The sequence below is a fragment of the Vibrio sp. Hep-1b-8 genome, assembly GCF_006124995.1.
Taxonomy (GTDB): domain Bacteria; phylum Pseudomonadota; class Gammaproteobacteria; order Enterobacterales; family Vibrionaceae; genus Vibrio.
In genome coordinates this window covers 1-24,009 of the sequence record NZ_QEWN01000026.1, presented here as the reverse complement: position 1 = coordinate 24,009, position 24,009 = coordinate 1, and the positions used below count along the sequence as shown (strand labels likewise).

General features: G+C 45.4%; 19 protein-coding genes. 8 read left to right on the top strand and 11 right to left on the bottom strand.

All coding sequences use genetic code 11. The annotated features are described in order from the left end of the window. Positions 1-431: 431 nt before the first annotated feature. The 6 genes from fre to trxA form a co-directional block, all read right to left on the bottom strand. Entirely contained in the window at positions 432-1,145 is a 714-nt protein-coding gene (fre, locus tag DA100_RS06720; RefSeq protein ID WP_138971478.1) for an NAD(P)H-flavin reductase, read from the bottom strand. 14 nt (positions 1,146-1,159) lie between these two features. After that, the gene (locus tag DA100_RS06715; protein WP_138971477.1) at positions 1,160-1,429 is read right to left on the bottom strand and encodes a 2Fe-2S iron-sulfur cluster-binding protein; all 270 of its coding nucleotides are present in this window, start codon (positions 1,427-1,429) and stop codon (positions 1,160-1,162) included. Further along, positions 1,426-3,282, bottom strand: a complete 1,857-nt coding sequence (gene ubiD / locus DA100_RS06710; RefSeq protein WP_138971476.1) for a 4-hydroxy-3-polyprenylbenzoate decarboxylase — start codon at positions 3,280-3,282, stop codon at positions 1,426-1,428. Before ubiD ends, DA100_RS06715 begins: the two co-directional genes overlap by 4 nt. A gap of 93 nt (positions 3,283-3,375) precedes the next feature. Next, complete coding sequence (locus DA100_RS06705; RefSeq protein ID WP_138971475.1) at positions 3,376-4,371, bottom strand: hypothetical protein; 996 nt, start codon at positions 4,369-4,371, stop codon at positions 3,376-3,378. 105 nt (positions 4,372-4,476) lie between these two features. Further along, positions 4,477-5,736, bottom strand: coding sequence for a transcription termination factor Rho (gene rho, locus DA100_RS06700; RefSeq protein WP_138971480.1), 1,260 nt, complete (start codon positions 5,734-5,736; stop codon positions 4,477-4,479). 201 nt (positions 5,737-5,937) lie between these two features. After that, positions 5,938-6,264, bottom strand: a complete 327-nt coding sequence (gene trxA, locus DA100_RS06695; protein WP_138971474.1) for a thioredoxin TrxA — start codon at positions 6,262-6,264, stop codon at positions 5,938-5,940. A gap of 112 nt (positions 6,265-6,376) precedes the next feature. On the opposite strand from trxA, the gene rhlB reads away from it, so the two are divergent. Continuing rightward, positions 6,377-7,681, top strand: coding sequence for an ATP-dependent RNA helicase RhlB (rhlB, locus tag DA100_RS06690; RefSeq protein ID WP_138971473.1), 1,305 nt, complete (start codon positions 6,377-6,379; stop codon positions 7,679-7,681). 7 nt (positions 7,682-7,688) lie between these two features. Beyond that, complete coding sequence (gene gppA, locus DA100_RS06685; protein ID WP_138971472.1) at positions 7,689-9,179, top strand: guanosine-5'-triphosphate,3'-diphosphate diphosphatase; 1,491 nt, start codon at positions 7,689-7,691, stop codon at positions 9,177-9,179. A gap of 68 nt (positions 9,180-9,247) precedes the next feature. Here gppA and DA100_RS06680 read toward each other — a convergent pair whose 3' ends face one another. From DA100_RS06680 to recQ, 3 genes are all read right to left on the bottom strand, one after another. Continuing rightward, a complete protein-coding gene (locus DA100_RS06680; RefSeq protein WP_138971471.1) occupies positions 9,248-9,916 on the bottom strand; it encodes a 7-cyano-7-deazaguanine/7-aminomethyl-7-deazaguanine transporter in 669 nt (222 codons plus the stop codon). 208 nt (positions 9,917-10,124) lie between these two features. Next, positions 10,125-10,457, bottom strand: coding sequence for a DUF3630 family protein (locus DA100_RS06675; RefSeq protein ID WP_138971470.1), 333 nt, complete (start codon positions 10,455-10,457; stop codon positions 10,125-10,127). After that, positions 10,450-12,288 (bottom strand): ATP-dependent DNA helicase RecQ, encoded by a 1,839-nt coding sequence (recQ, locus tag DA100_RS06670; protein ID WP_138971469.1) that lies wholly within the window; start codon positions 12,286-12,288, stop codon positions 10,450-10,452. Before recQ ends, DA100_RS06675 begins: the two co-directional genes overlap by 8 nt. A 163-nt stretch (positions 12,289-12,451) precedes the next feature. On the opposite strand from recQ, the gene rarD reads away from it, so the two are divergent. From rarD to DA100_RS06655, 3 genes are all read left to right on the top strand, one after another. Continuing rightward, positions 12,452-13,366, top strand: a complete 915-nt coding sequence (gene rarD / locus DA100_RS06665) for an EamA family transporter RarD (RefSeq protein ID WP_138971468.1) — start codon at positions 12,452-12,454, stop codon at positions 13,364-13,366. A gap of 72 nt (positions 13,367-13,438) precedes the next feature. Next, positions 13,439-14,233, top strand: coding sequence for an AraC family transcriptional regulator (locus DA100_RS06660; protein ID WP_138971467.1), 795 nt, complete (start codon positions 13,439-13,441; stop codon positions 14,231-14,233). Between the two features lie 74 nt (positions 14,234-14,307). Beyond that, positions 14,308-14,976 (top strand): LysE family translocator, encoded by a 669-nt coding sequence (locus DA100_RS06655; RefSeq protein WP_138971466.1) that lies wholly within the window; start codon positions 14,308-14,310, stop codon positions 14,974-14,976. Between the two features lie 710 nt (positions 14,977-15,686). Here DA100_RS06655 and uvrD read toward each other — a convergent pair. Both uvrD and prlC read right to left on the bottom strand, forming a co-directional pair. Beyond that, on the bottom strand, positions 15,687-17,858 hold the full coding sequence (uvrD, locus tag DA100_RS06645) for a DNA helicase II (protein WP_138971465.1): 2,172 nt from the start codon (positions 17,856-17,858) through the stop codon (positions 15,687-15,689). Between the two features lie 297 nt (positions 17,859-18,155). Next, complete coding sequence (gene prlC / locus DA100_RS06640; protein WP_138971464.1) at positions 18,156-20,198, bottom strand: oligopeptidase A; 2,043 nt, start codon at positions 20,196-20,198, stop codon at positions 18,156-18,158. A gap of 184 nt (positions 20,199-20,382) precedes the next feature. Between prlC and DA100_RS06635 the strand changes: the two genes are divergently transcribed. The 3 genes from DA100_RS06635 to DA100_RS06625 form a co-directional block, all read left to right on the top strand. Then, positions 20,383-21,222 carry a 23S rRNA (adenine(2030)-N(6))-methyltransferase RlmJ gene (locus DA100_RS06635; RefSeq protein WP_138971463.1) on the top strand — a complete coding sequence of 280 codons (840 nt, stop codon included), beginning with the start codon at positions 20,383-20,385 and terminating at the stop codon, positions 21,220-21,222. A gap of 184 nt (positions 21,223-21,406) precedes the next feature. Continuing rightward, positions 21,407-22,765 (top strand): glutathione-disulfide reductase, encoded by a 1,359-nt coding sequence (gene gorA / locus DA100_RS06630; protein ID WP_171052159.1) that lies wholly within the window; start codon positions 21,407-21,409, stop codon positions 22,763-22,765. 94 nt (positions 22,766-22,859) lie between these two features. Next, positions 22,860-24,009, top strand: a 1,150-nt coding sequence (locus DA100_RS06625; RefSeq protein WP_138971462.1) for a tyrosine-type recombinase/integrase, incomplete at its 3' end; no start/stop codon positions are given.

Below are 24,009 nucleotides of genomic sequence, written 5' to 3'. Positions count from 1 at the left end.
AAAAGAAGTCTCGTTTGGTCACTTCGTTTCATTGAAACCTAATTTGAAGCCTCAGCTTCTAATTGGATTATCATCAACGAGTGCCCACACAGATTGATAGGTTTATATTGTTAAAGAGCTTTGCTTCTTTGTGACCAATGTCACTTCGGAAGAGGCAGCCATTCTAGCGTTTCAATTCTAAGTGTCAAACACTTTTTTGAATTTTTTATTTCAAACTTTTCAATTCGAAATTTTGCTAGTTGGCTTTACTGATTTACCGCTGAGGCCTTGTGGCGTCTGCCGTGTCAGTGGATGCGCATTATAGGGAGTTGAGTTTTAAGCGCAAGCCCTTTTTCAAATTAAATTGAAAAAAAGACCGTTCGCTGAATTTATATTCAAAACCATTAAAAAAGGGAGCGAAATGCTCCCTTTTTAACCATCTTATCTAGGTTTTAGATAAAGGCATACGCATCAGCAAACATGTTTTCAGCTAACGCCTGCTTGTTAAACGTGAATTGTTCTCGCGCTGCGCCTGCCATTTCAAAGCGTCCCGCTATATAGATGTCGTACTGTGCAAGCGACTCGAAGTCTTGAGCAACTGCTTGTAAGACATTACCAACCTTCCCTTGCCACTCTTGCCCAGCGTCTTCTACAACAGGGATAAAGTGAACATGGCTGTTCTTGCTAGCAATCTCTTCTAATTCTTGTTTTGCATAAAGTTGGCGTTCATCACGCCCACCCCAGTATAGATGGATTTCGTTCTCTCGATTTTGAGCCAAGCAATGATCTAGGATTGAACGAACATAACTAAAGCCTGTGCCACCAGCAATGAGCAATATTGGTCGTTCACTCGCTTCTCTCACCCACGCATCACCATGAGGCGCGTCTATTGTCACTTCGCCATCATTTTCCATTGCTGCTTTCATTGCTTCGACAACTTCCTGGGCATAAGCGTTGTGCTCGGCAGCACCAATATGAAGTTCTAATTCTCCTTCATGTCGGCTTGGGCTGCTGGCGATTGAAAATGGGCGTTTGTCTTTTTCTCCCATTACAACCATTAGATATTGGCCAGCTTTAAAGCTAACAGGGCTCTCTGGATGTAATAAGATCTGGTAAGTATTGCAAGCCAACGGCTGAATTGACTTTACTTTGCATTGAATAGTCATGGTCTTCCTCTCGCTTACTCTTCAAAAGTAAGCACTAATCTACTTTCTGCGAAGGCTTGGCAGGCAAATATCCAACCCTGCTGTTGCTCTTTCTCTGTGAGCATTGGTTCCAGGTGATAAGAGACTTTCCCTTCGAGTTTACGACATAAACAGGCAGCGCATGCGCCAACCTGGCAGCGGTGGGGGAAGCGAATGTTATTGTTGAGCGCGGCTTCCAACACCGTTTGTCCATTCTGTACTTCAAATTGTATATTTTCTGGAAGCAGAATGACGGAATGGCTCATAGAATACTCAACTTATCCCAAAACGCATCGATTTTCGCCACAAGTTGTGGATCTTTCTTGATAGGTGTACCCCATTCTCGCACGACTTCCTCACCTTCAATCTTATTGGTTGCATCAAGAACAAGTCGAGAAAGGTGTTTATCCGTTTGCTGAACTTGTTTGGTATCACGAGCAGGATCCATACGTGTCGTGACAGCCCAAATAATATCGTTCCAGTCTTTGGCGTTGACATCTTGATCGCAAAGAATGACAAACTTAGGTTCCCCATGCTGCAATAAGTAGTCTTCTACTTTCTGGGCGAGTTCTTGCGATTGGCCTGAACGCGTCTTTTTCATCGTTACGATGGCAAAGCCGTTGTTACGTGCTTTCTCTGGAATATAGAAATCAACGACTTCAGGGTGGCTGTCGATAAATGCGGCAATCGCCGCCTCATCAAGTGCGGTATGCTGACTCTCGCTACCCTGCGATGATGCAAGTTCTGCATCCCATTTAATTGTTGCGTCGAGTCCCATCTTAGAGCCTAGGCCAACAACCGGAGACGCAAAATCTAATGAGTCGATGGGTGTATTTTCGATAAACAAGGTATCACGAGTCGGCTCCATATGCTGTGTCATCGCTTCAACGACTTGATTCCAGTCGCGTGCGTTCACCTTTTCATCGCATACAATAACGAATTTGGTATACATGAACTGACGTAGGAACGACCATACTCCCATCATGATTCGCTTAGCATGACCTGGATATTGTTTCTTCATCGTCACTACTGCCATTCGATATGAACAGCCCTCAGGTGGCAGATAGAAATCTTCTATCTCAGGGAACTGTTTTTGCAGTATCGGTACAAAGACTTCGTTGAGAGCGACACCTAATACGGCAGGTTCATCTGGCGGACGACCTGTGTAAGTACTGTGATAAATGGCGTCTCTGCGCATACTGATATGAGTAATGGTAAAGACGTGGTGCTTTTCCTTTTCGTTATAGTATCCAGTATGATCACCGTACGGCCCTTCATCGGCAAACTCGTTCGGATCAATGTAGCCCTCCATAACGATTTCAGCACTAGCAGGAACTTCAAGATCATTGCTGAGTGATTTCACCACTTCTGTCTTCTTCCCACGTAGCAGACCGGCAAACGCATACTCAGATAAAGTATCTGGTACAGGCGTTACCGCACCTAAGATAGTCGCAGGATCTGCACCAAAGGCAACGGATACAGGGAAGGGTTTACCTGGATGAGTTTCCATCCAATCACGTAGGTCTAAAGCACCACCGCGATGCGCTAACCAGCGCATGATAATTTTGTTCTTCGCTATTTTCTGTTGGCGATAGATACCTAAGTTTTGGCGTTTTTTATTTGGCCCTTTAGTAACGGTCAACCCCCAAGTAAGCAATGGCGCCACATCATCTTGCCAACAACTCATGACTGGGACTTTATCTAGGTCGACATCATCACCTTGCCACACAATCTCTTGGCAAGCTGCTTTACGCAGTCGCTTAGCTGGCATATTCAATACTTGCTTAAACACCGGCAGTTTATCCAGTGCATCTTTAAAGCCTTTAGGCGGCTCAGGCTCTTTTAGATACGCAAGCAACTTTCCAACTTCTCGCAACTCTTTGACATCCTGACGTCCCATACCAATAGCCACTCGTTCCGGTGTGCCAAATAGGTTGGTTAAGACTGGCATGTCATAGCCAATGGGATTTTCAAACAACAGTGCAGGACCACCCGCTCTAAGCGTTCGATCGCTGATCTCTGTCATTTCATAGTGAGGGTCAACAGGATGGGAAATTCGTTTCAGCTTCCCTTCTTGCTCTAGATGAGCGATAAAATCGCGTAAATCCTTAAAACTCATAGGCCTACTAATGGGCTGGTTAATCTGCATGCAGTATAACAAAAAAGAGGAATCGACCGATCCCTCTTTTTTATGTGGTTATTTCATCAATGATTACTGGCCGATAACAGTTAAAATTGCTCGACTGTTTACTTGTTGGTTGGTACTAGCCAACTCTTCTAGCCAAGATGAGTAACCCTGACGAGCTAACTCGCCAGCAATAAATCTCGCATCATCAGAAATCGCCATTCGAGTAATTAAAAACTCTTTTACCTCTTTAGACATCGGTCTTATCTTGGTCAACTCTGTAATTGCAGCTTCTTTCAAGCTCGGATTCTGCGTAGCTTGGATCACTTGATTTAGCGAAAAATCATTACCAACCTTAGCTAAGCGAACCAATTCAGATTCACTGTTAAAGTCTGCCTTCATTAACCAGAGCAACTTATACACTTCTGGATCTTCACTTACTTGCGCTAGACGAACCATTACCGCCGAAGATGGCAGCCAGCTGATTACCGCTTCACGAGTCAGCTGTTGGCAAAGACGAGTAATGGCTTCTGGTGATAGGCTATCGAGCTCTCTAATCAGCAAAGCTTCTCGAGCCTGAACCTGATATTCACTTCCTTGTAACCATTGCTTAAGAACCAACTCTCCTCTTTCTGCCTCTAATACGAATGCCAGTGTGGATTGGTCTTGGTGCCATTGTTTTAACAGTCGATTGGCGATAGCAGGATAGTTGAAAGCAGGCACCGTAAACTCATAGCCCTCACCTCTTTCTAGGAGCTGATAGGTAGGCACCATTGATTTTTGTTGCTCAACAAACAGCGCGATTTTAGGCGTCATGATCAGGTTTTGGTCTTCAATCTTTTTGAGCAATAGATAACGAGACACTTCTTGGACAGGGAGTGAGAGTCTTTGTAGAGCGAAGTTAAGGCCATCAATATCATCTTCGATAGCCAAAGAGAGTAGCTCAGCCACTTTATCATGCACTTGTGGCTCTTGAAGCCATTGTTCTATACGCTGCGGCTGCATCTCAGTTGCAGTGACAGGCGGAACCCCAAGCAGTATCAAGACAGACAGGAGTACCGACGACAACATTCCGTGTTGCATGTTAACCTCCTTGTAACATTTTAATCCATTGTGCTCGCAATCACTGGATAATGCAAACAAAAACGCCACCTAGCAAAGGTGGCGTTTATCAAGATCATTTAATGCTTATTGACGACGCATCGCGTCAAAGAATTCATCATTCGTCTTGGTCATAGCAAGCTTATCGATTAGGAATTCCATCGCATCGGTTTCACCCATTGGATGAACAATCTTACGTAGGATCCACATTTTCTGTAGCTCTTCGTTCTTAGTTAGCAACTCTTCACGACGAGTACCTGAGCGGTTGAAGTCAATCGCTGGGAAAACGCGTTTTTCTGCAATCTTACGGTTCAGGTGTATTTCCATGTTACCTGTACCTTTAAACTCTTCGTAGATAACTTCGTCCATCTTAGAACCCGTATCCACAAGTGCCGTTGCTAGAATAGTTAGGCTTCCGCCCTCTTCTACGTTACGAGCTGCACCGAAGAAGCGCTTAGGACGGTGCAATGCGTTAGCATCAACACCACCAGTCAGAACTTTACCTGATGAAGGAACAACTGTGTTGTACGCACGTGCTAGACGAGTAATTGAATCAAGCAGGATTACAACGTCTTTCTTGTGTTCAACAAGACGTTTCGCTTTTTCGATAACCATTTCAGCAACCTGAACGTGACGAGACGCTGGCTCATCAAACGTTGATGCAACCACTTCACCTTTAACTAGGCGTTGCATCTCAGTGACTTCTTCTGGACGTTCATCAATAAGAAGAACCATCAGCACACACTCTGGGTGATTGTAAGCAATGCTCTGTGCAATGTTTTGCAGCAGCATTGTTTTACCCGCTTTAGGTGGCGCTACAATCAGACCACGCTGGCCTTTACCGATTGGCGAAGCAAGGTCTAGAACACGAGCAGTAATATCTTCTGTCGAACCGTTACCACGCTCCATCACCATACGCTCGTTAGCGTGTAGTGGCGTCAAGTTTTCAAATAGAATCTTGTTACGCGCGTTGTCTGGTTTGTCATCGTTAACTGTATTGACTTTTAAAAGTGCAAAATAACGTTCACCGTCTTTAGGTGGACGAATTTTACCGGCAATAGAGTCACCTGTACGTAAGTTAAAGCGACGGATCTGGCTTGGTGATACATAAATATCGTCTGGGCCAGCTAAGTACGAGCTATCCGCACTACGTAAGAAACCAAAGCCGTCTTGAAGTATTTCCAGAACCCCGTCGCCAAAAATATCTTCACCGCTTTTCGCGTGCGCTTTAAGGATCGCGAAGATAATGTCTTGCTTTCTTAGACGCGCAAGGTTTTCAAGGCCTAAGCTCTCGCCAAGTTTGACAAGATCAGACACAGGTCTGTTCTTCAGTTCTGTTAGATTCATGGTGGTGGATACTTGTTTAGTCAAAATAGGATCTGTTTTTTTGGTTAAGATGGATTTGGTCACAGGATCGACCAAGAAGAGAAACTTGTTTATTTAACGTGCGATAAACTAGCACTAAATACTAGCCTAGTCTAGATTTTGTTGGTGTTCAAAAACAAAACCGTGCATTAGATAAAATGCACGGCCTTATTGGGTAACTGATTATAGGTTTGCGTCCAAGAACTCTTTTAGTTGAGTTTTTGATAGCGCACCTACTTTCGTTGCAGCCACGTTACCATCTTTGAATAGAAGCAACGTTGGGATACCACGAATACCAAACTTAGGTGGAGTACCTGCGTTTTGGTCGATATTTAGTTTACCGATAGTGAGTTTGCCTTCGTACTCGTCAGCGATTTCGTCCAAAATAGGCGCGATCATCTTACATGGACCACACCATTCTGCCCAAAAATCTACAAGAACTGGGCCTGCAGCGTTAATTACATCGGCTTCAAAACCGTCATCAGTTAGCTGCAAAATCTTATCACTCATCTTCCACTCCAATGTGTTTTTTCGGAACTGGTTGGATGATAACCAGTATTTAGATGCCCTATTGGAATGTATTTACTTCCGTATTGCAAGTGTAAGCTGATATTCTATAGCAATGAAAAAGACGCATATCACAGAGCAAAAGTTCGCCGATTTAGGTTTACACCCTAAAATTACTGAAGGTTTGGAGAAAAAAGGGTTCGATTTTTGTACCCCAATCCAAGCTTTGGCGTTGCCGGTACTGCTCACCGGCCAAGACATCGCAGGACAAGCCCAAACGGGTACAGGTAAGACATTGGCTTTCCTTACTGCTACTTTTAACCACTTACTGACGACGCCTGAACATGAGGGTCGCAAGCCAAATCAGCCTAGAGCAATTATTATGGCTCCAACGCGTGAACTGGCGATTCAGATTTACAACGATGCAGAACCTTTGATCGCTAGTACTGGTATCAAAGCTGCACTCGCTTATGGTGGCGAAAGCTACGATAAGCAATTAGCAACGCTTGAGAATGGTGTCGATATCCTGATCGGTACAACCGGTCGTATTATCGATTTTTACAAGCAACGTGTATTTAACCTAAACAACATCCAAGCTGTCGTTTTAGACGAAGCTGATCGCATGTTCGATCTTGGTTTTATTAAAGATATTCGTTTCTTGTTCCGTCGCATGCCTGAGCCAAAAGAACGTTTGAATATGCTGTTCTCTGCAACACTGTCTTACCGTGTTCAAGAGCTGGCGTTCGAGCATATGCATAATCCAGAGCACGTTGTTGTTGAGCCAAATGTGAAAACAGGTCACCGTATTCAGGAAGAACTGTTCTACCCATCCAACGAACACAAAATGGCTCTGCTTCAGACGCTTATTGAAGAAGAGTGGCCAGATCGTGCAATCATCTTTGCAAACACTAAACATAAGTGTGAATCAGTCTGGGGCCATCTTGCAGCAGACGGACACCGAGTAGGCCTGCTAACGGGTGATGTTCCTCAGAAGAAACGTGAGCGTATCTTAGAGCAATTTACGCTTGGTGAAGTTGACTTACTTGTTGCAACCGACGTTGCTGCACGTGGTCTGCATATCCCACAGGTAACGCATGTGTTCAACTTTGATCTACCTGACGACTGCGAAGATTACGTACACCGTATCGGTCGTACTGGTCGAGCAGGCGCAAGCGGTCACTCTATTAGTTTCGCGTGTGAAGATTACGCAATTAACCTTCCACCAATTGAAGTGTATATCGAACACTCTATTCCTGTTTCTGATTACGACCCTAGTGCTCTGATCCAAGATCTACCAGCACCTATTCGCATGCGTTCAAACCGTCCGCAGCAGCAACGTCGTACGAACACTGGAGGTTCACGTTCAGGAAACCGTCGTTCGAACCATCGCTCTCGTCCACGTCAACAAAAGGATTCTTAAGTCGTCTATGAGCCAAGCAGTTTCATCTCCGCTTTACGCAGCCATCGACCTCGGGTCGAACAGTTTTCATATGCTCGTTGTGCGTCACATTGATGGCAGCGTTCAAACTATGGCTAAAATCAAACGCAAAGTTCGCCTTGCGGCCGGCTTAGACGAGAACAACGCGCTAAGTCTAGAAGCCATGCAACGCGGATGGGACTGCTTGAGTCTTTTTGCCGAACGACTTCAAGATATCGATAAGGAAAACATCCGTATTGTTGGTACGGCAACACTACGAACAGCGACAAATGTGGATGTTTTTCTTGAGAAAGCCAACCAGATCCTCGGCCACAAAATCGAGGTCATCTGTGGTGAAGAGGAAGCTGCAACAATCTATAAAGGTGTTGCGCACACGTCAGGGGGGAGCGGCCGTCGCTTAGTGGTAGATATTGGCGGCGCCAGTACTGAACTAATTATTGGTGAAGGCTTTGAAGCCAAAGCATTGACTAGTCTGAAAATGGGCTGCGTTACTTGGTTGGAGCGTCATTTTAAAGATCGCCAGCTGACGGTAAGCAATTTCAACAACGCGATTCAAGCCGCTAAAGAGACCTTACAACCTATCTTGCAGCAGTACACCCAGATTGGTTGGGATGTGTGTGTCGGTGCCTCTGGTACTGTTCAGGCGCTACAGGAAATCATGCTGGCGCAAGGGATGGATGAAGTCATTACCCACTCCAAACTTAAGCGTCTGCAAAAGCAAGCTATGATGGCCGACCACCTTGAAGAGCTGGAGATCGAAGGATTAACACTCGAACGCGCGTTAGTGTTCCCAAGTGGTCTATCAATCTTAATTGCCATCTTTGAGTTGCTGGAAATCGATTCAATGACACTCGCTGGCGGTGCACTACGTGAAGGCCTGGTGTATGAAATGGTTGATGAACTAAAGCAAGACGATATTCGTGCACGCACTATTTGCAGTATTCAAAGTCGTTATCAGCTTGATGTTGATTATGGTCAGCAAGTTGCCGACATGGCAGCAAGACTACTGGCAGAATGTCAGCCTGACTGGATAACTGAGGCACAAGCAAAAGTCCTATTAGAGACAGCCGCCAAGCTACATGAAATCGGTTTGACCATCGACTACAAGAAAGGTGGTGAGCATAGCGCTTATCTACTTCAGCAACTTGACCTACCTGGTTACACTCGAGCGCAAAAACACCTGTTAGGTGAACTGGCACGACGTTATCGTGAGCAACTAACTTCTTTGCCAGAGCAACACGCTCTTTCAGGTTCAAGCGCCAAACGGGTATTGCGCCTGTTACGCTTAGCGGTCTTGCTTACTCATCGCCGTAATCCTGATCTTGAGCCAAACATTACCTTTGGTTCTAATGATGACCAGCTAACACTGACTATCAAATCTGAATGGCTAAAAGCCAACCCTCTGACCGCCGCAGAGCTTGAGATTGAAGCTAACCGTCAAAGTGATATCGGCTGGCCTTTATCGATTGTTGAATACTGAACTTCGAATCAATAAAAAGCCCGAGAGACATCATCACTCGGGCTTTTTTTTATCTTTCCAGACTGAAATCAGTTGGCTCCAACCACTTTAAACTCAGGGTTAACCGCCGTCAGTTTTTTCACTAGGTAGTTAAGTAGCACACCATACATTGGAACAAACAGACCTAAACTGATCACCAGCTTAAATCCATAATCCACCAGCGCAATTTCAGTCCAGTGTTCAGCCATAAATGGATCAGGGCTTTGGTAAAACGCAATCGCAAAGAAGGCAATGGTATCGAGCGCATTACCAAACAAAGTCGAACACGTAGGAGCAACCCACCACTGTTTCATCTGACGCAGACGATTGAACACATGAACATCTAAGATCTGACCGAGTAGATAAGCCATAAAACTCGCAATCGCGATACGAGCGACGAATAGATTAAACTCGCCAAGATGTGCAAGACCTTGGAACTGCCCTTCAAAGAACAATACTGACAAAGCGTAAGAGACCGCTAACGCAGGAAGCATCACTAGAAAAATAATTTTTCGGGCAAGCTGAGCACCGAAAACGCGCACAGTGAGATCCGTTGCCAAAAAGATAAATGGGAAAGTGAATGCACCCCAAGTGGTATGGAAACCAAAGACGGTGAAAGGTAGCTGAACCAAGTAATTGCTGGAAGCAATAATCACTAGATGGAACAGGACTAATAATAAAAGGGCTTTGCGCTGCTGCGCAGGGGTAAAGTTACTCATGCGATACCTTTTTAGTTTGGTTTGGGGGTGAGGGAACCCAAATCGACCACTTACGTAACAACGAAAGTCGCCTTACCAACAATGTAATGAAAAAATTCTCGATATTGAGCATATAAAACGTGAACAATATCGCGGCGGGCGATTATACATTAACCAATCATCGCCGCAAGCATGAGTTTTCGAGCAATCGTTGACGTGTTCTTTTTTCTTAGAAACCACGTTCAAATAGTGAAGCGAGGAAATCCAACTCTTCTTTGCTCTCTTCGATAGAAAGCGCTTCTAGCCATAGACTTTCGCTGTAGTGTTCAGACTTGAGGAACAATTGACAACCTTCAAAATCAATCAACCAAGAGTGAATGTCCGCATCCCACTGTTTTTCAACCACAGTAGCCGAGAGTAGCTGAAGCATTCGCTGAGCTAAATCGGGAAAACTATCAAAATCAAAGCGAGGAGAACGAATGATAATACGACCTTCATCAGCCAGATAAGTATGCAGGCCAAACTCCGTTTGTTGCTCATAAGTGATAAGATTTTCAGCCATGGTGGGTCAAATGCTCTTGAATTAAATCTAAAAATGGATCTGCATATTTCTCTAATTTGCGTTGCCCTACCCCATTTACAGCCAACATTTCGCCATACGACGTCGGTAATATTTCCGCCATATCAATCAAGGTGGCATCGCTAAAGACAACATATGGCGGTAAGCCATCTTCGTCGGCAATGGACTTACGTAATCTGCGTAATTTAGCAAACAGCTTTTTATCGTAGTTTTTGCTCGATAATTTATCGGATTTCGCCGCGCGAACGGCGGTATCAAGACGCGGAACGGCCAACTCCAAAGACATTTCACCGCGTAGCAACGGACGAGCTTCTTCAGTGAGCTGCAACGTCGAATTGCGGGTGATATTTTGAAATAGCAATCCTTTGTGAATCAGTTGACGAAAGACACTGACCCAGTAGTCATGGCTATTTTCTCGTCCCAGACCATAAGTTGACAACTTATCGTGGCCATTTTCACGGATACGAATATTCTGCATACCGCGTAATACCTCAACCACGTACCCCATCCCAAAGGATTGGTTGACTCGGTAGACACATGACAAAGCTTTCTGAGCCTGCTCTGTCGCATCAAAGTGTTTAGGTGGATCAAGGCAGATATCGCAGTTTCCACATGGTTTGTCGCGGTACTCACCGAAATAATTGAGCAATACCTGACGACGGCAGGTTTGCGCTTCAGCGAATGCACTCATGGCATTGAGTTTATGAGCTTCAACCTGCTTTTGCGGGCCTTCATCCTTTTCATCAAGCATACGGCGCAGCCAACTGATATCCGCAGGGTCATAAAGCATCATCGCTTCAGCAGGTAAGCCATCACGGCCAGCTCGCCCCGTTTCCTGATAATATGACTCGATGTTTCTCGGAATATCAAAGTGAACAACAAAACGGACGTTAGGCTTGTTAATACCCATACCAAATGCGACTGTCGCCACCACAATTTGAATATCATCGCGTTGAAATGCATCTTGGACATAGGCGCGTTCATCGGCCTCTAAACCTGCATGATAGCTTGCCGCACGAAGACCGTTATTGCACAGTTTCTCCGTTACCATTTCGACTTTTTTACGGCTGCCACAATAAATAATCCCACAATTACCGCGCTGCTCTTCAAGGAAACGCACCACCTGAGAAATCGGTTTGTGCTTCTCTACCAAGGTATAACGAATATTTGGTCGGTCAAAGCTACCTAAGTAAACATGGGGGGCGTTGAGTTGAAGTCGCTGCGTAATATCAGAACGTGTCGCATCATCCGCTGTTGCAGTCAGAGCCATCACCGGCAGATGAGGAAAGTACTGTTTCAGTTGACCCAGTGACGCGTATTCCGGTCGAAAATCATGTCCCCACTGAGAAATACAGTGCGCCTCATCGACCGCAATCATAGATAAAGGTAAGCCTTCTAGACGCTCGATAAAATCTCGCATCAATACTCGCTCGGGTGACACATAGATAAGTTTAATCGCGCCAGAGTTCATGCGATTGTAGACGGAGATCAATTCTTCACGCGGCATCGTTGAGTTAATACACTCAGCCGCCACCCCGTTGGCTTTCAGTTGGTCAACCTGATCTTTCATCAAGGAGATCAACGGCGAGATAACTAAGGTTATTCCACTGCGCACTAGAGCGGGGATCTGGTAACACAAAGATTTACCGCCACCAGTAGGCATAATCACTAAACTGTCTAGCCCTGCGACCGCAGCATCGATCACTTCTTGCTGACCATCACGAAAGCTCTGGTAACCAAAAACATCTTCTAGGATGCTCTGTGGCGCCGGCTGTTCGGCTGGAGATTGCTGGGCTAAAAGAGTCGAGGTCATGAATTATCTCAATAGAATTGCAAGGCAAAGGCGTGTCAAACGCGAGGGGCACATTGTAGTGGGGTTTAACGGTGAATAAAACCGCAAATTGTTAGGTGATTTTGATAGTCATTCGTATACTGCATGTTTCAATTTGTAAATTTCCTGATTACGAGTAATGTCGATGACTCCAGAAGAACAGCAAAGAGCCAAACAGGGTGTCTTTCTTGCCATTGGTGCTTACACCATGTGGGGTATCGCCCCAATCTATTTCAAGGCTCTGGCAGATGTATCTCCACTAGAAATTCTCAGCCATCGCGTCGTTTGGTCGTTTTTCTTACTTGCCGCCCTGCTCCATTTGGGTCGCCGCTGGCGCAATGTCCGAGATGTCATCAAATCGAAGCAAAAACTCCTCTATCTGGTGACGACTGCACTTCTTGTTGGAGCCAACTGGCTTATCTTCATCTGGGCTGTCAATGCTGATCATATGCTCGATGCAAGTCTCGGGTACTACATCAATCCTTTGATTAACGTGTTACTTGGAATGCTATTTCTGGGAGAGCGTCTTAGAAAGCTTCAGTGGTTCGCCGTTGCTCTTGCTGCATGCGGTGTGCTAGTACAGCTCTTTGTCTTTGGTTCTATTCCAGTCGTTGCGATTGCGCTAGCTCTGAGCTTTGGTTTTTACGGTCTATTGCGCAAAAAAGTCAGCCTAGAAGCACAAACAGGACTGTTTATTGAGACCTTGGTTCTACTACCTGCTGCAGCGATTTATCTGCTGTGGATTGCTGATACGCCAACATCCAACATCATGGAAAATCCACTAAACCTTAATGTATTGCTGATTTCCGCAGGCGTTATTACCACACTGCCCCTGCTCTGCTTTACTGGTGCTGCGACTCGACTAAAGTTATCGACACTGGGCTTTTTCCAGTACATTGGACCAAGCCTGATGTTCTTGCTTGCGGTATTGGTTTACGGAGAAGCATTTACCGTCGATAAAGCGATTACGTTCGCCTTTATTTGGGGAGCTTTGGTGAGCTTCAGCGTCGATGGATTAAGAAGCAATCAACAGTCAAAACGAGCTCTTAAAGCCAACTGATCGTTTTTTACAAGACAATCTCTACCACTAACTATAAGCTTGGTGAAATAATCACCAAGCTTTTTTTGTTCTATGGATAAGGTCAACTACCACACGACGCAAAATAAAGAGATAAGCCTGATAGAAGCAAATTATCAGTCATTTGCTTTTTCGCACCACTATCATCTTGATTTTCATATTGGTCTTATTACCGGTGGAGAACAGAAATTTCACTATCAAGGCGAAAAACATCATGTCGGCAAAGGCCAGCTAGTCATCATGCCTCCCGATGAACTGCATGATGGTCAATCCACCCTTGATTCCGGTTATCAAGTTCGAGTGTTCTCGCTAGAGCCTCAATGGTTGAGCAAGCTTGCCCAACTTAAACAACCAAACAGTTTGATTCACTTCAACCGACTCGTCGTATTGGACACTCAAGTATTTCAGTCACTCTCGCAACTTCATCAATTATTAGCGAATGACGATGTCAGCCAACTCGCCAGAGATTGCTTGCCATACGAAGGATTTGAACGGCTCTTTAGTCACTACGGCAGCCTAGAACAAAAACGCGCTGTACCACTTGGCAATCAGTCGATGGCGACGCTCAAAGAGTATTTAATGCATAATCTTGATCAACCCGTTCGACTCGAACAGTTGTCTCAGTTGTGCCAACTCAGCCCGACCCAGTTTCAACGCCATTTCAAAGCAAAAGTGGGACTCACACCCTACGCTTGGTTAAGTCGTTTACGAATGGAACAAGGAATGAAACTCCTCAAGTCAGGTATCAATGGAACCGAAGTGGCTCATCAGGTCGGGTTCTACGATCAAGCTCATTTCAGTAAAGCCTTCAAAGCAACTTTTGGTGTTCCACCTTCACAGATTAACTAGTGTCAGTTTTTTACAATCCTCGCTAAGAATTTGTTGGCACACTGGATGTATTAATCACGAATCAATTTACCGTCATGAATGAACTCACCATCCTATCCACTCTTGCCATCGTACACTTCATTGCGCTGATGAGCCCAGGGCCTGACTTTGCCTTAGTGGTCCAAAATGCCACTCGCTATGGCCGACAGACTGGCTTTTACATCGCTCTCGGCCTCTCTTTTGGCATCTTGCTGCACTCCATTCTCAGCCTAACTGGTGTCAGCTATTTGGTTCACCAGCAGCCGGCTCTGTTCGCTCTGTTGCAACTGGCTGGTGGCAGCTATTTAACCTATCTCGGTTACGGTGCTCTAAATGCGACAATCGTTGCCTTTCGTAGAAACCATTGCGAAGGCGAGAAGGACGAATCTTCCTCTTTGTTACTCACCAACAAGCGCGAAGCTTTCTCTCGTGGTTTTGCCACCAACATTCTTAATCCCAAGGCGCTGGTGTTTTTTGTCAGTTTAATGTCGAGCCTAGTTCCTGCCGGCATGTCTTTAGGAGGCAAAGGTATTGCCCTAATGATTCTTTGGAGTTTGTCGTTATTTTGGTTTTCTTTTCTTGCTTGGGCGCTATCCACACAGCGTATGCAACGCAAAGTTAAAGCATTTTCTGTCTACATTGATGGCTTATGTGGTGTTATTTTTAGCGTGATTGGTTTAAGTATTTTGTGGCAATCAGCATCAAATTTACTGGCGCAGCTTTGAGTCACCCTCACAATTGTTTGAGCAACCTCACACATTGCCATCAGACTCATATCGAAAATAGTACCGAAATGCCCGCCACCTTGTGCGAGATCTCTCACATGCGAGTAAGTAAAAATAACTTTTTCATTAAGAAAAATACATCACAACCAACTCAAGCCATTGATAAATAAAGATACGTACAAATTTCGAGCGAATTTTTATGTAGAAAAACGTTTGCGTAGTATTGCTGAACATCTACGAATCGGTAATATGAACCTTGTCGGAAGGATGCTGACACGGAACAGGAAATTACCACGGATTAGGTAATCTTCAGGAAGAAGATACGGTTATTCAGGATGAATAGTCGGCATGGAAAGCAAATTGGACATTGAACGGACGCAATAGTAACTAGGATGGTTGCTACTAAGGATGGGAAATGGACACCTCTGGATGAGGCAAGGACTGATCATCAGGATGATGAAAAGGACACCGCTCAGGGAACAAGCGAAGTGAGCTAACGAGGATTGTTAGCAGACCAGGATAGGGTCAAGGACACCGCTAGGATGGCGATGAATGGACTAAGCTGAAGGATGTCAGCATACTATCAAGGATTAGATGCATGGAGCACCTATAGTAGCCGGATTGCTGCGAGTAAGACTATAACCCCGATGGGCGCAAGCCCTCGGGGTTTTTCTTTATTCTTCAAAAGATAAATGAAGTTAACGCCACCTTTACAGCTTTTCTAACTTAGCGTAAGCAGTGACTAACCATTTGATCCCTTCACCATTAAAGGCGACCTGAACTCGGCTCTGCGGGCCACTGCCTTCAAAGTTGATGATCGTTCCTTCACCAAACTTAGGGTGAAGCACTCGAGAACCTAGGCTAAAGCCTGTTTCATTAAAGTTCTCTTTGACCACGGTTTGACTAAAGCGTCCCGAGCTTGCTGGGCGGCTCACTTGCGCTTTCATACGCACTTCATCAAGACAGGTTTCCGGTAGTTCGCGAATAAAGCGCGATGGTTTATGGTACTTGTCTTGACCATATAAGCGGCGCATCTCTGCATAAGTGATGTAAAGCTTCTCCATTGCACGGGTCATACCCACATAGCAAAGACGTCGTTCTTCTTCTAAGCGACCCGCTTCTTCTACCGACATTTGGCTTGGGAACATACCCTCTTCGACACCGACCATGAAGACAAGTGGAAACTCCAGACCTTTCGCACTGTGCAGCGTCATTAGCTGCACAGCATCATCAAATTCATCAGCCTGACCTTCACCAGCCTCTAGAGCGGCGTGCGTCAAAAAGGCCGTCAATAGCGTCATTTCTTCTGCTTCTTCTGGCTTTTCAAATTGGCGGGTTGCCGTGACAAGTTCTTCCAAGTTCTCAATACGAGCCTTGGACTTCTCGCCTTTCTCCTGTTCGTACATTGCGAACAGACCAGAGTATTTGATGACGTGGTCGGTTTGCTCATGGAGCGACATCTCACATGTGTCATCTTCAAGCGCAAGAATCAGCTCGACAAAGCGATTTAATGCCCCCGCAGCTCTTCCTGCCAGTACTTTTTCGTCTAGCAAAGCGATACTCGCTTCCCACATGGTGCAACCACGGTCGCGTGCAGCAAAGCGAATTGTCTCGAGTGTTTTATCTCCAAGGCCACGCGTCGGTGTATTGACCACTCGCTCGAAGGCTGAGTCATCATTTCGATTACTCATTAAACGCAGGTAGCTAAGTGCATCTTTGATCTCTTGACGCTCGAAGAATCGCATACCTCCGTAAATACGATACGGGAGACCCGCCTGAATTAACGCTTCTTCTAACACACGCGATTGGGCGTTATTGCGGTACAGCATAGCGGCATCGTTGAGTGCTCCGCCTTTGTCTTGCCACTCTTTAATTTTGTTGACGACAAAACGGGCTTCATCCAGCTCGTTATAAGCGGAGTAAACAGAAATAGACTCACCTTCAACCCCATCCGTCCACAACTCTTTGCCCATACGTTCGGTATTATTGGCGATCAGAGTATTAGACGCTTCGAGAATCGTTTTTGTCGAACGGTAATTCTGCTCAAGGCGAATGGTATTAACGCTAGGGAACTCACGAGTAAATTTTTCAATATTTTCGATTTTAGCGCCACGCCAGCCATAAATGGACTGGTCATCATCACCAACAATCATTACATGAGCTTCAGACCCTGCCATCATGCGTAACCACGCATACTGAATGTTGTTGGTATCCTGAAATTCGTCGACCAGAATATGCTTGAAACGAGCCTGATAGTGTTCACGGATATGCTTTTTATCCCGCAGTAACTCATGCGCTCGCAGCAATATTTCGGCAAAGTCGACCAATCCTGCTCTATCACAAGCCTCTTGATAAGCGGTATAGAGTTGCAGATACGTTTTTGTCACGGGGTCATGGTACGCATCAATGTGATTAGGACGTAGACCCTCATCTTTTTTGCCATTGATCCACCAGCCTACTTGGCGAGCTGGCCACTGCTTCTCATCGAGATTCTGTGCCTTGATTAAGCGACGCAATAAACGTTGCTGATCATCACTATCAATGATCTGAAAATCTTCAGGTAGCTGAGCATCCAAATAGTGAGCGCGTAGAATACGGTGACAAATTCCGTGGAAAGTCCCATTCCACATTCCAGATGCGCTGCCCATCATCAGTTCTTCGATACGCCCACGCATTTCTGCTGCCGCTTTATTGGTAAAAGTGACCGACATAATTGAAAAAGGCGAAGCTTGCTCAACCGACATCAGCCATGCAATACGGTGAACTAACACACGTGTTTTACCACTGCCCGCACCGGCTAGGACAAGTAAATTTTCTAGGGGGGCGGCAACAGCCTCACGCTGTTTATCGTTCAGGCCATCGAGAAGTAATGAAGGATCCATGGGGGCTCAGCTACTGGTTATCTATACATGAAAAACCATTATACCCGAGTGACTTCAAGATGCTAGCAGCAGTAGACCCAAGTCTATTGATTGAACCTTTACGGATTCACGACGAAATGCGCCCCATTTCACCATAAAAATATCTCAAATTGACCTCGCTCAACAGCGGCATAACCAAGTTAAGAATCCCCAAGACTTGCTGCCTCCATGTGACGAGTGCCGACATGGTAACAAAAAAAGCATCGCTGCAGCAGCGATGCTCTTCATTATTGATACCGTTGTTATTTTTGAGATCTATTAAGCAGAAATACCCGCATGACGAAGTAATGCGTCAATCTGCGGCTCACGGCCTCGGAAACGCTTAAACAGTTCCATTGGCTCTTCGCTGCCACCCATCTCTAGAATATTGTTCAGGAAGCTCTTACCCGTTTCAGTGTTGAAGATTCCCTCTTCTTCAAAACGAGAAAACGCATCTGAAGAGAGTACTTCTGCCCATAGGTAGCTGTAGTAACCCGCACTGTAACCACCAGCAAAGATATGGCTAAAGCTGTGAGAGAAGCGGTTCCACTCCAGACTTGGTAGTACCGCAACCTTGGATTTCACTTCAGCCAGCGTTTCAAGTACACGAGGGCCAATTTCCGGATCAAATTGAGTATGCAGAGTGAAATCAAACAAACCAAATTCTAGCTGACGAAGAATAAACATCGCAGACTGGAAGTTTTTCGCTGCTAGCATCTTCTCTAGCATCTCTTTTGGCAAGGGTTCACCCGTTTCAAAATGGCCAGAGATAAAGGCGAGTGCCTCTTCTTCCCAGCACCAATTTTCTAAGAACTGACTTGGCAGTTCCACAGCATCCCAAGGAACACCATTTATGCCAGAGACCGCGCCAGTCTCAACCTGAGTCAACATATGATGGATGCCGTGGCCAAATTCATGGAACAAGGTGACGACTTCATCATGAGTAAATAGTGCAGGTTTATCACCAACTGGACGGTTAAAGTTACAAGTCAGGTAAGCAACCGGTGTTTGCAGCTCACCCTGCTCATTGATGCGACGAACACGACATTCGTCCATCCAAGCACCGCCACGCTTATGCTCACGAGCATACAGATCGAGGTAGAAGCTACCACGAAGCTGGTCATCAGCGTCAAAAATATCAAAGAAGCGCACTGACTCATGCCAGGTGTCGACACCTTCACGCTCTTTAACTGTCATGCCAAAGACTCGATGTAGCACTTCAAACAGACCACTCACCGCTTTTGCTTCTGGGAAGTAAGGACGCAGTTCCTCATCAGAAATCTGGAACAAATGCTGTTTCTGTTTCTCACTGTAATAAGCGATATCCCATAAATTCAGCTCATCTACACCAAATTCACTTTTCGCAAACTGGCGTAACTCTTCAACCTCTCGCTCACCCTGAGGTTTTGCTTTGCTTGCCAAATCGTTGAGGAAGCCAAGGACTTGCGACGGACTTTCTGCCATCTTGGTTGCTAACGACTTTTCACTGTAGGTATTGAAACCCAGCATACGTGCAATTTCAAAACGCAGCTTCAATTGCTCATTGATGATTTCAGTGTTATCCCATTCACCCGCTTTCGGTCCACGGTCTGATGCTCGGGTCACATAGGCTTCATATAGTTCTTTGCGTAGCTCTTGATTGTCGCAGTAGGTCATTACCGGAAGATAAGATGGAATGTCCAACGTCAGTAAATAGCCATCCAGCTCTTTCGCTTCAGCAGCGGCTTTGGCTGCCGCCAGTGCCGACTCAGGCATACCTGCCAACTGTTCTTCATCTTCAATGTGCTTAGTCCAGCCCATAGTGGCATCAAGCACATTGTTGGAGAACTTCGACCCTAACTCAGACATGCGCTTACTAATTTCACCATAACGGTGCTGTTCATCAGCTGGTAAACCAATTCCAGACAACTCAAAATCGCGTAACGAGTCGGTGATCGTTTTCTTCTGCGCTTGAGTTAACGAAGCAAAAGCTTCACTCGATTTCATCGCTTTATACGCTTCAAACAGACCTTTGTGCTGACCAACCCAAGTACCATATTCGGATAAAAGCGGCAGACAGCTTTCGTACGCGTCTCGAAGCTCATCACTGTTCATAACTGAGTTCATATGACTGACAGGAGACCAAATACGACTTAAGTGATCATCCACTTCTTCAATCGGCGCAACAAGGTTGTCCCATGTTGGTTCCGTATTACCCGCCAAAACCTGTTCAATTTTAGCGCGGCAATCAGCAATCGCCTTTTCTACCGCTGGCTTAACATGTTCCGGTTTAATCTGAGAAAATGGCGGCAAATCGGTAAAGTTAAGAAGTGGGTTCGACATAAATCATTCCTTTTTTTGGATAACGCAAACCTAGATAAAATTGGTTATCTAGAGCATGTTGGCCTGTGTTAATTCTTATTGGTCTTAAATAGTAAATATAGGTAGGTTCAGCAATTTTCAATAGTAACGTATACTAACTACCATCATTCATCATGCTCTTTGCAGCTATTCTGAGAGAAATATTTTGTTAAGTTACCGCCATAGCTTTCACGCAGGCAACCATGCCGACGTCATTAAGCATATTGTTCAAAGTCTTATCCTCGACTCTTTGAAGCAAAAAGAGAAGCCGTTTGTCTATCATGACACCCATTCAGGTGTAGGTCGCTACGATCTAACCCACGAGTGGTCAGAGAAAACTGGTGAGTATAAGCAAGGCATTGCACGCGTTTGGCAACAAAATGATATCCCAGACGAAATTCACAGCTATTTAGATTCGATTAAAGTGCTGAATAACGGTGACACGCTACGTTACTACCCGGGTTCACCTCGTGTTGCTCGTGCTCACCTGCGCCCGCAAGACCGTATGGTTCTGACAGAACTTCATCCAGCAGACCACCCTCTGCTTGAGCAGGAGTTCCACCGTGACCGCCAGGTAAGCATCTACAAAGAAGATGGTTTCAAACGCCTTAAAGCAAGCTTGCCACCAAAAGAGCGTCGTGGTTTGGTGTTAATTGACCCTCCCTACGAGCTGGCTAAAGAGTACCGTGATGTAGTGCAGGCAATTTTCCAAAGCTATAAGCGTTGGGCGACGGGTATCTATGCCATTTGGTATCCTGTGGTTAACCGTTGCGATATCGAAGATATGATTGAAGGTCTACAAGGTCTTGGCATTCGTAAGATTCTTCAAATCGAACTCGGTGTTGCGCCAGATACCAATGAACGCGGTATGACTGCCTCTGGCATGATTGTCATTAACCCGCCTTGGAAACTGGAAAGCCAAATGCAGGAAATTCTGCCGTTTCTTAAGCAAGCAATTGCGCCTGCGACGGGTCACTATAAAGTGGAATGGATTGTTCCTGAATAACTCGACTGGCGGCGTAACCGCACCAAGATAAAAGCAAAACAACGCAGAAAAATTAAGCAGGATAGATTGAGTTCAACCGATCTATCCTCCATATCTACAATAACAAATTATTATTTGCAGGATGCTTGCGACCTGACTCGCCAGAATGAGCCGAGTCGCTGCACCTCAGAACATGGAGAAAGTCATGGCGACTCATTTTGATTACATCTGTATCGGCGGCGGCTCAGGCGGCATTGCATCAGCAAACCGTGCGGCAATGTACGGCGCAAAAGTAGCCCTAATTGAAGCTCAAGACCTAGGTGGCACGTGTGTTAATGTTGGCTGTGTTCCTAAGAAAGTGATGTGGCACGGAGCCCAAATTGCTGAAGCAATGCATTTATACGCGGAAGACTATGGTTTTGATGTTGATGTAAAAAGCTTTGACTGGAGCAAGTTGGTTGAAAGTCGTCAGGCATACATCGGTCGTATTCACGAATCTTACGATCGCGTTCTTGGCAACAATAAAGTTAATGTCATCAAAGGCTTTGCTAAATTTGTCGACCAGAAAACCGTTGAAGTGAACGGTGAACACTACACTGCCGATCATATCCTGATTGCCGTGGGTGGACGCCCAACGATTCCGAACATCCCTGGTGCAGAATACGGCATCGACTCTAACGGTTTCTTCGAACTAAACGAGCAACCAAAACGTGTTGCTGTTATTGGCGCAGGCTACATTGCGGTTGAGATCGCAGGGGTACTGAACGCTTTAGGGACAGAAACGCACCTATTCTGCCGCAAAGAATCTCCGCTACGTAGCTTCGACCCAATGATCATTGATACTTTGGTTGAAGTGATGGCAGCAGAAGGTCCAACTCTGCATACTCACTCAGTACCGAAAGAAGTGGTAAAAGAAGCGGATGGTAGCCTGACTCTGCACCTAGAAAATGGCAATACACAAAACGTTGACCAATTAATCTGGGCTATCGGCCGTCATCCTGCAACCGATGCGATCAATCTTGCATCGACTGGCGTACAAATCAATGATCACGGTTACATCAAAGTAGACGAATTCCAAGCCACTAACGTTCCTGGCATCTACTGTGTTGGCGACATTATGGAAGGTGGTATCGAACTCACTCCTGTCGCCGTTAAAGCGGGTCGTCAGCTTTCTGAGCGCCTGTTTAATAATAAACCAAACGCTAAGATGGACTATGAACTCGTACCTACAGTTGTATTCAGCCACCCACCAATCGGTACTATCGGCCTAACGACTCAGGAAGCCGAAGAGAAGTACGGTAAAGAGAACATCAAGGTCTATACTTCTGGCTTTACAGCGATGTACACCGCCGTCACTCAGCATCGTCAACCATGTAAAATGAAGCTGGTATGTGCTGGTGAAGAAGAGACAGTCGTTGGCCTACATGGTATCGGTTTCGCGGTAGATGAAATGATCCAAGGATTTGGCGTAGCGATGAAGATGGGCGCAACTAAAGCAGATTTTGACTCTGTTGTGGCTATTCACCCAACGGGCTCTGAAGAGTTCGTTACCATGACGGGTTAGTGTAGGAAAAGCATCTTACACACATAAATAAATCTGGAAATAATCAATCACTGACTATGCTGTATGTATAGTCAGTGGTTTTCTAGGTAAATTTATGTATCTCATACAATCAAGCAATGTCTATAAACAGACAGAACTATCAATCAGTGACAAGACCTACCAGTGCTCTCCTGTTAAGGGGAATATTGGCAGCCTCCCAACTCTCTTCAATGGTGATGGTTCATTCAACCATGAAGCTAATAGCTACCTCTTTTACCAAAAAGCGGTTAAGGATGCTAAAGACCTTAGTCCCTGCTCTCAAGCTCTTTATGCCTATTATCAATTCCTTGAAGATGAGAATTTAGCATGGGATACATTCCCTCCCGTCAAAAGGCTAAAACCGACTTATCTATTTCGCTCTCACCTACTAAAGCAGATTAAAACGGGTGACTTGGCGCATAGCACTGCCAGCGTTCGCATGAACCAAATTGTCAATTACTATAAGTGGTTGATGCATGACGGTTATCTAAAGATAAAGAACGAGAAAGAGGCTCCATTCAAAATGGAATTTGTTTCTGTTCAGAGTACAGGAATGTTGGCTCATGTATCACCCACTTTTACCGTAGAAACAAGTGACCTACGCATTAAAGTCCCTAAAGATGCCGACAATGGCAACATCCGGCCTCTCACTCCGTTGAGCCAAGAGTCACTGAGTATTCTCACTCAATATCTGCCCAACGTATCTGAAGAGCTGCGTTTACAGGTGCTTATTTCTATTGATACTGGTATGCGTATCCAAGAGATTGCGACGTTATCCACGAGATCTATCGAGACAGCAACACCTATTGCTGGAAGTAAGCATCGTTTCGAGTTGTTACTATCACCTAAAGATACAGGTGTGATGACCAAATACCTCAAAATTCGCCAAGTGGAAATCTCTGCCGAGTTGTTATCTACATTGAATGAATATCGAGTTTCAGAGCGACGAATCAAGCGTGCAAACAAGCTTGACCAAAAACTTGAAGCACTACCAGAAATGGCTGATACGCTAAAGAAAGAGGCGCTTGAACGATTAGAGCGATCTGAGCGGCATGAACCTTTATTCGTTAGTGAGCAAGGCAACCCCGTAACCGCTAAGTCTATAGAAGCTCGCTGGATAGAGCTTAGAGCTCAAATTAGAAAGACCCACCCTGCATTCACGCACCGTTTTCATGACTTGCGCGCGACTTATGGCACTTACCGATTAAGTGATTTGCTTGACGCTG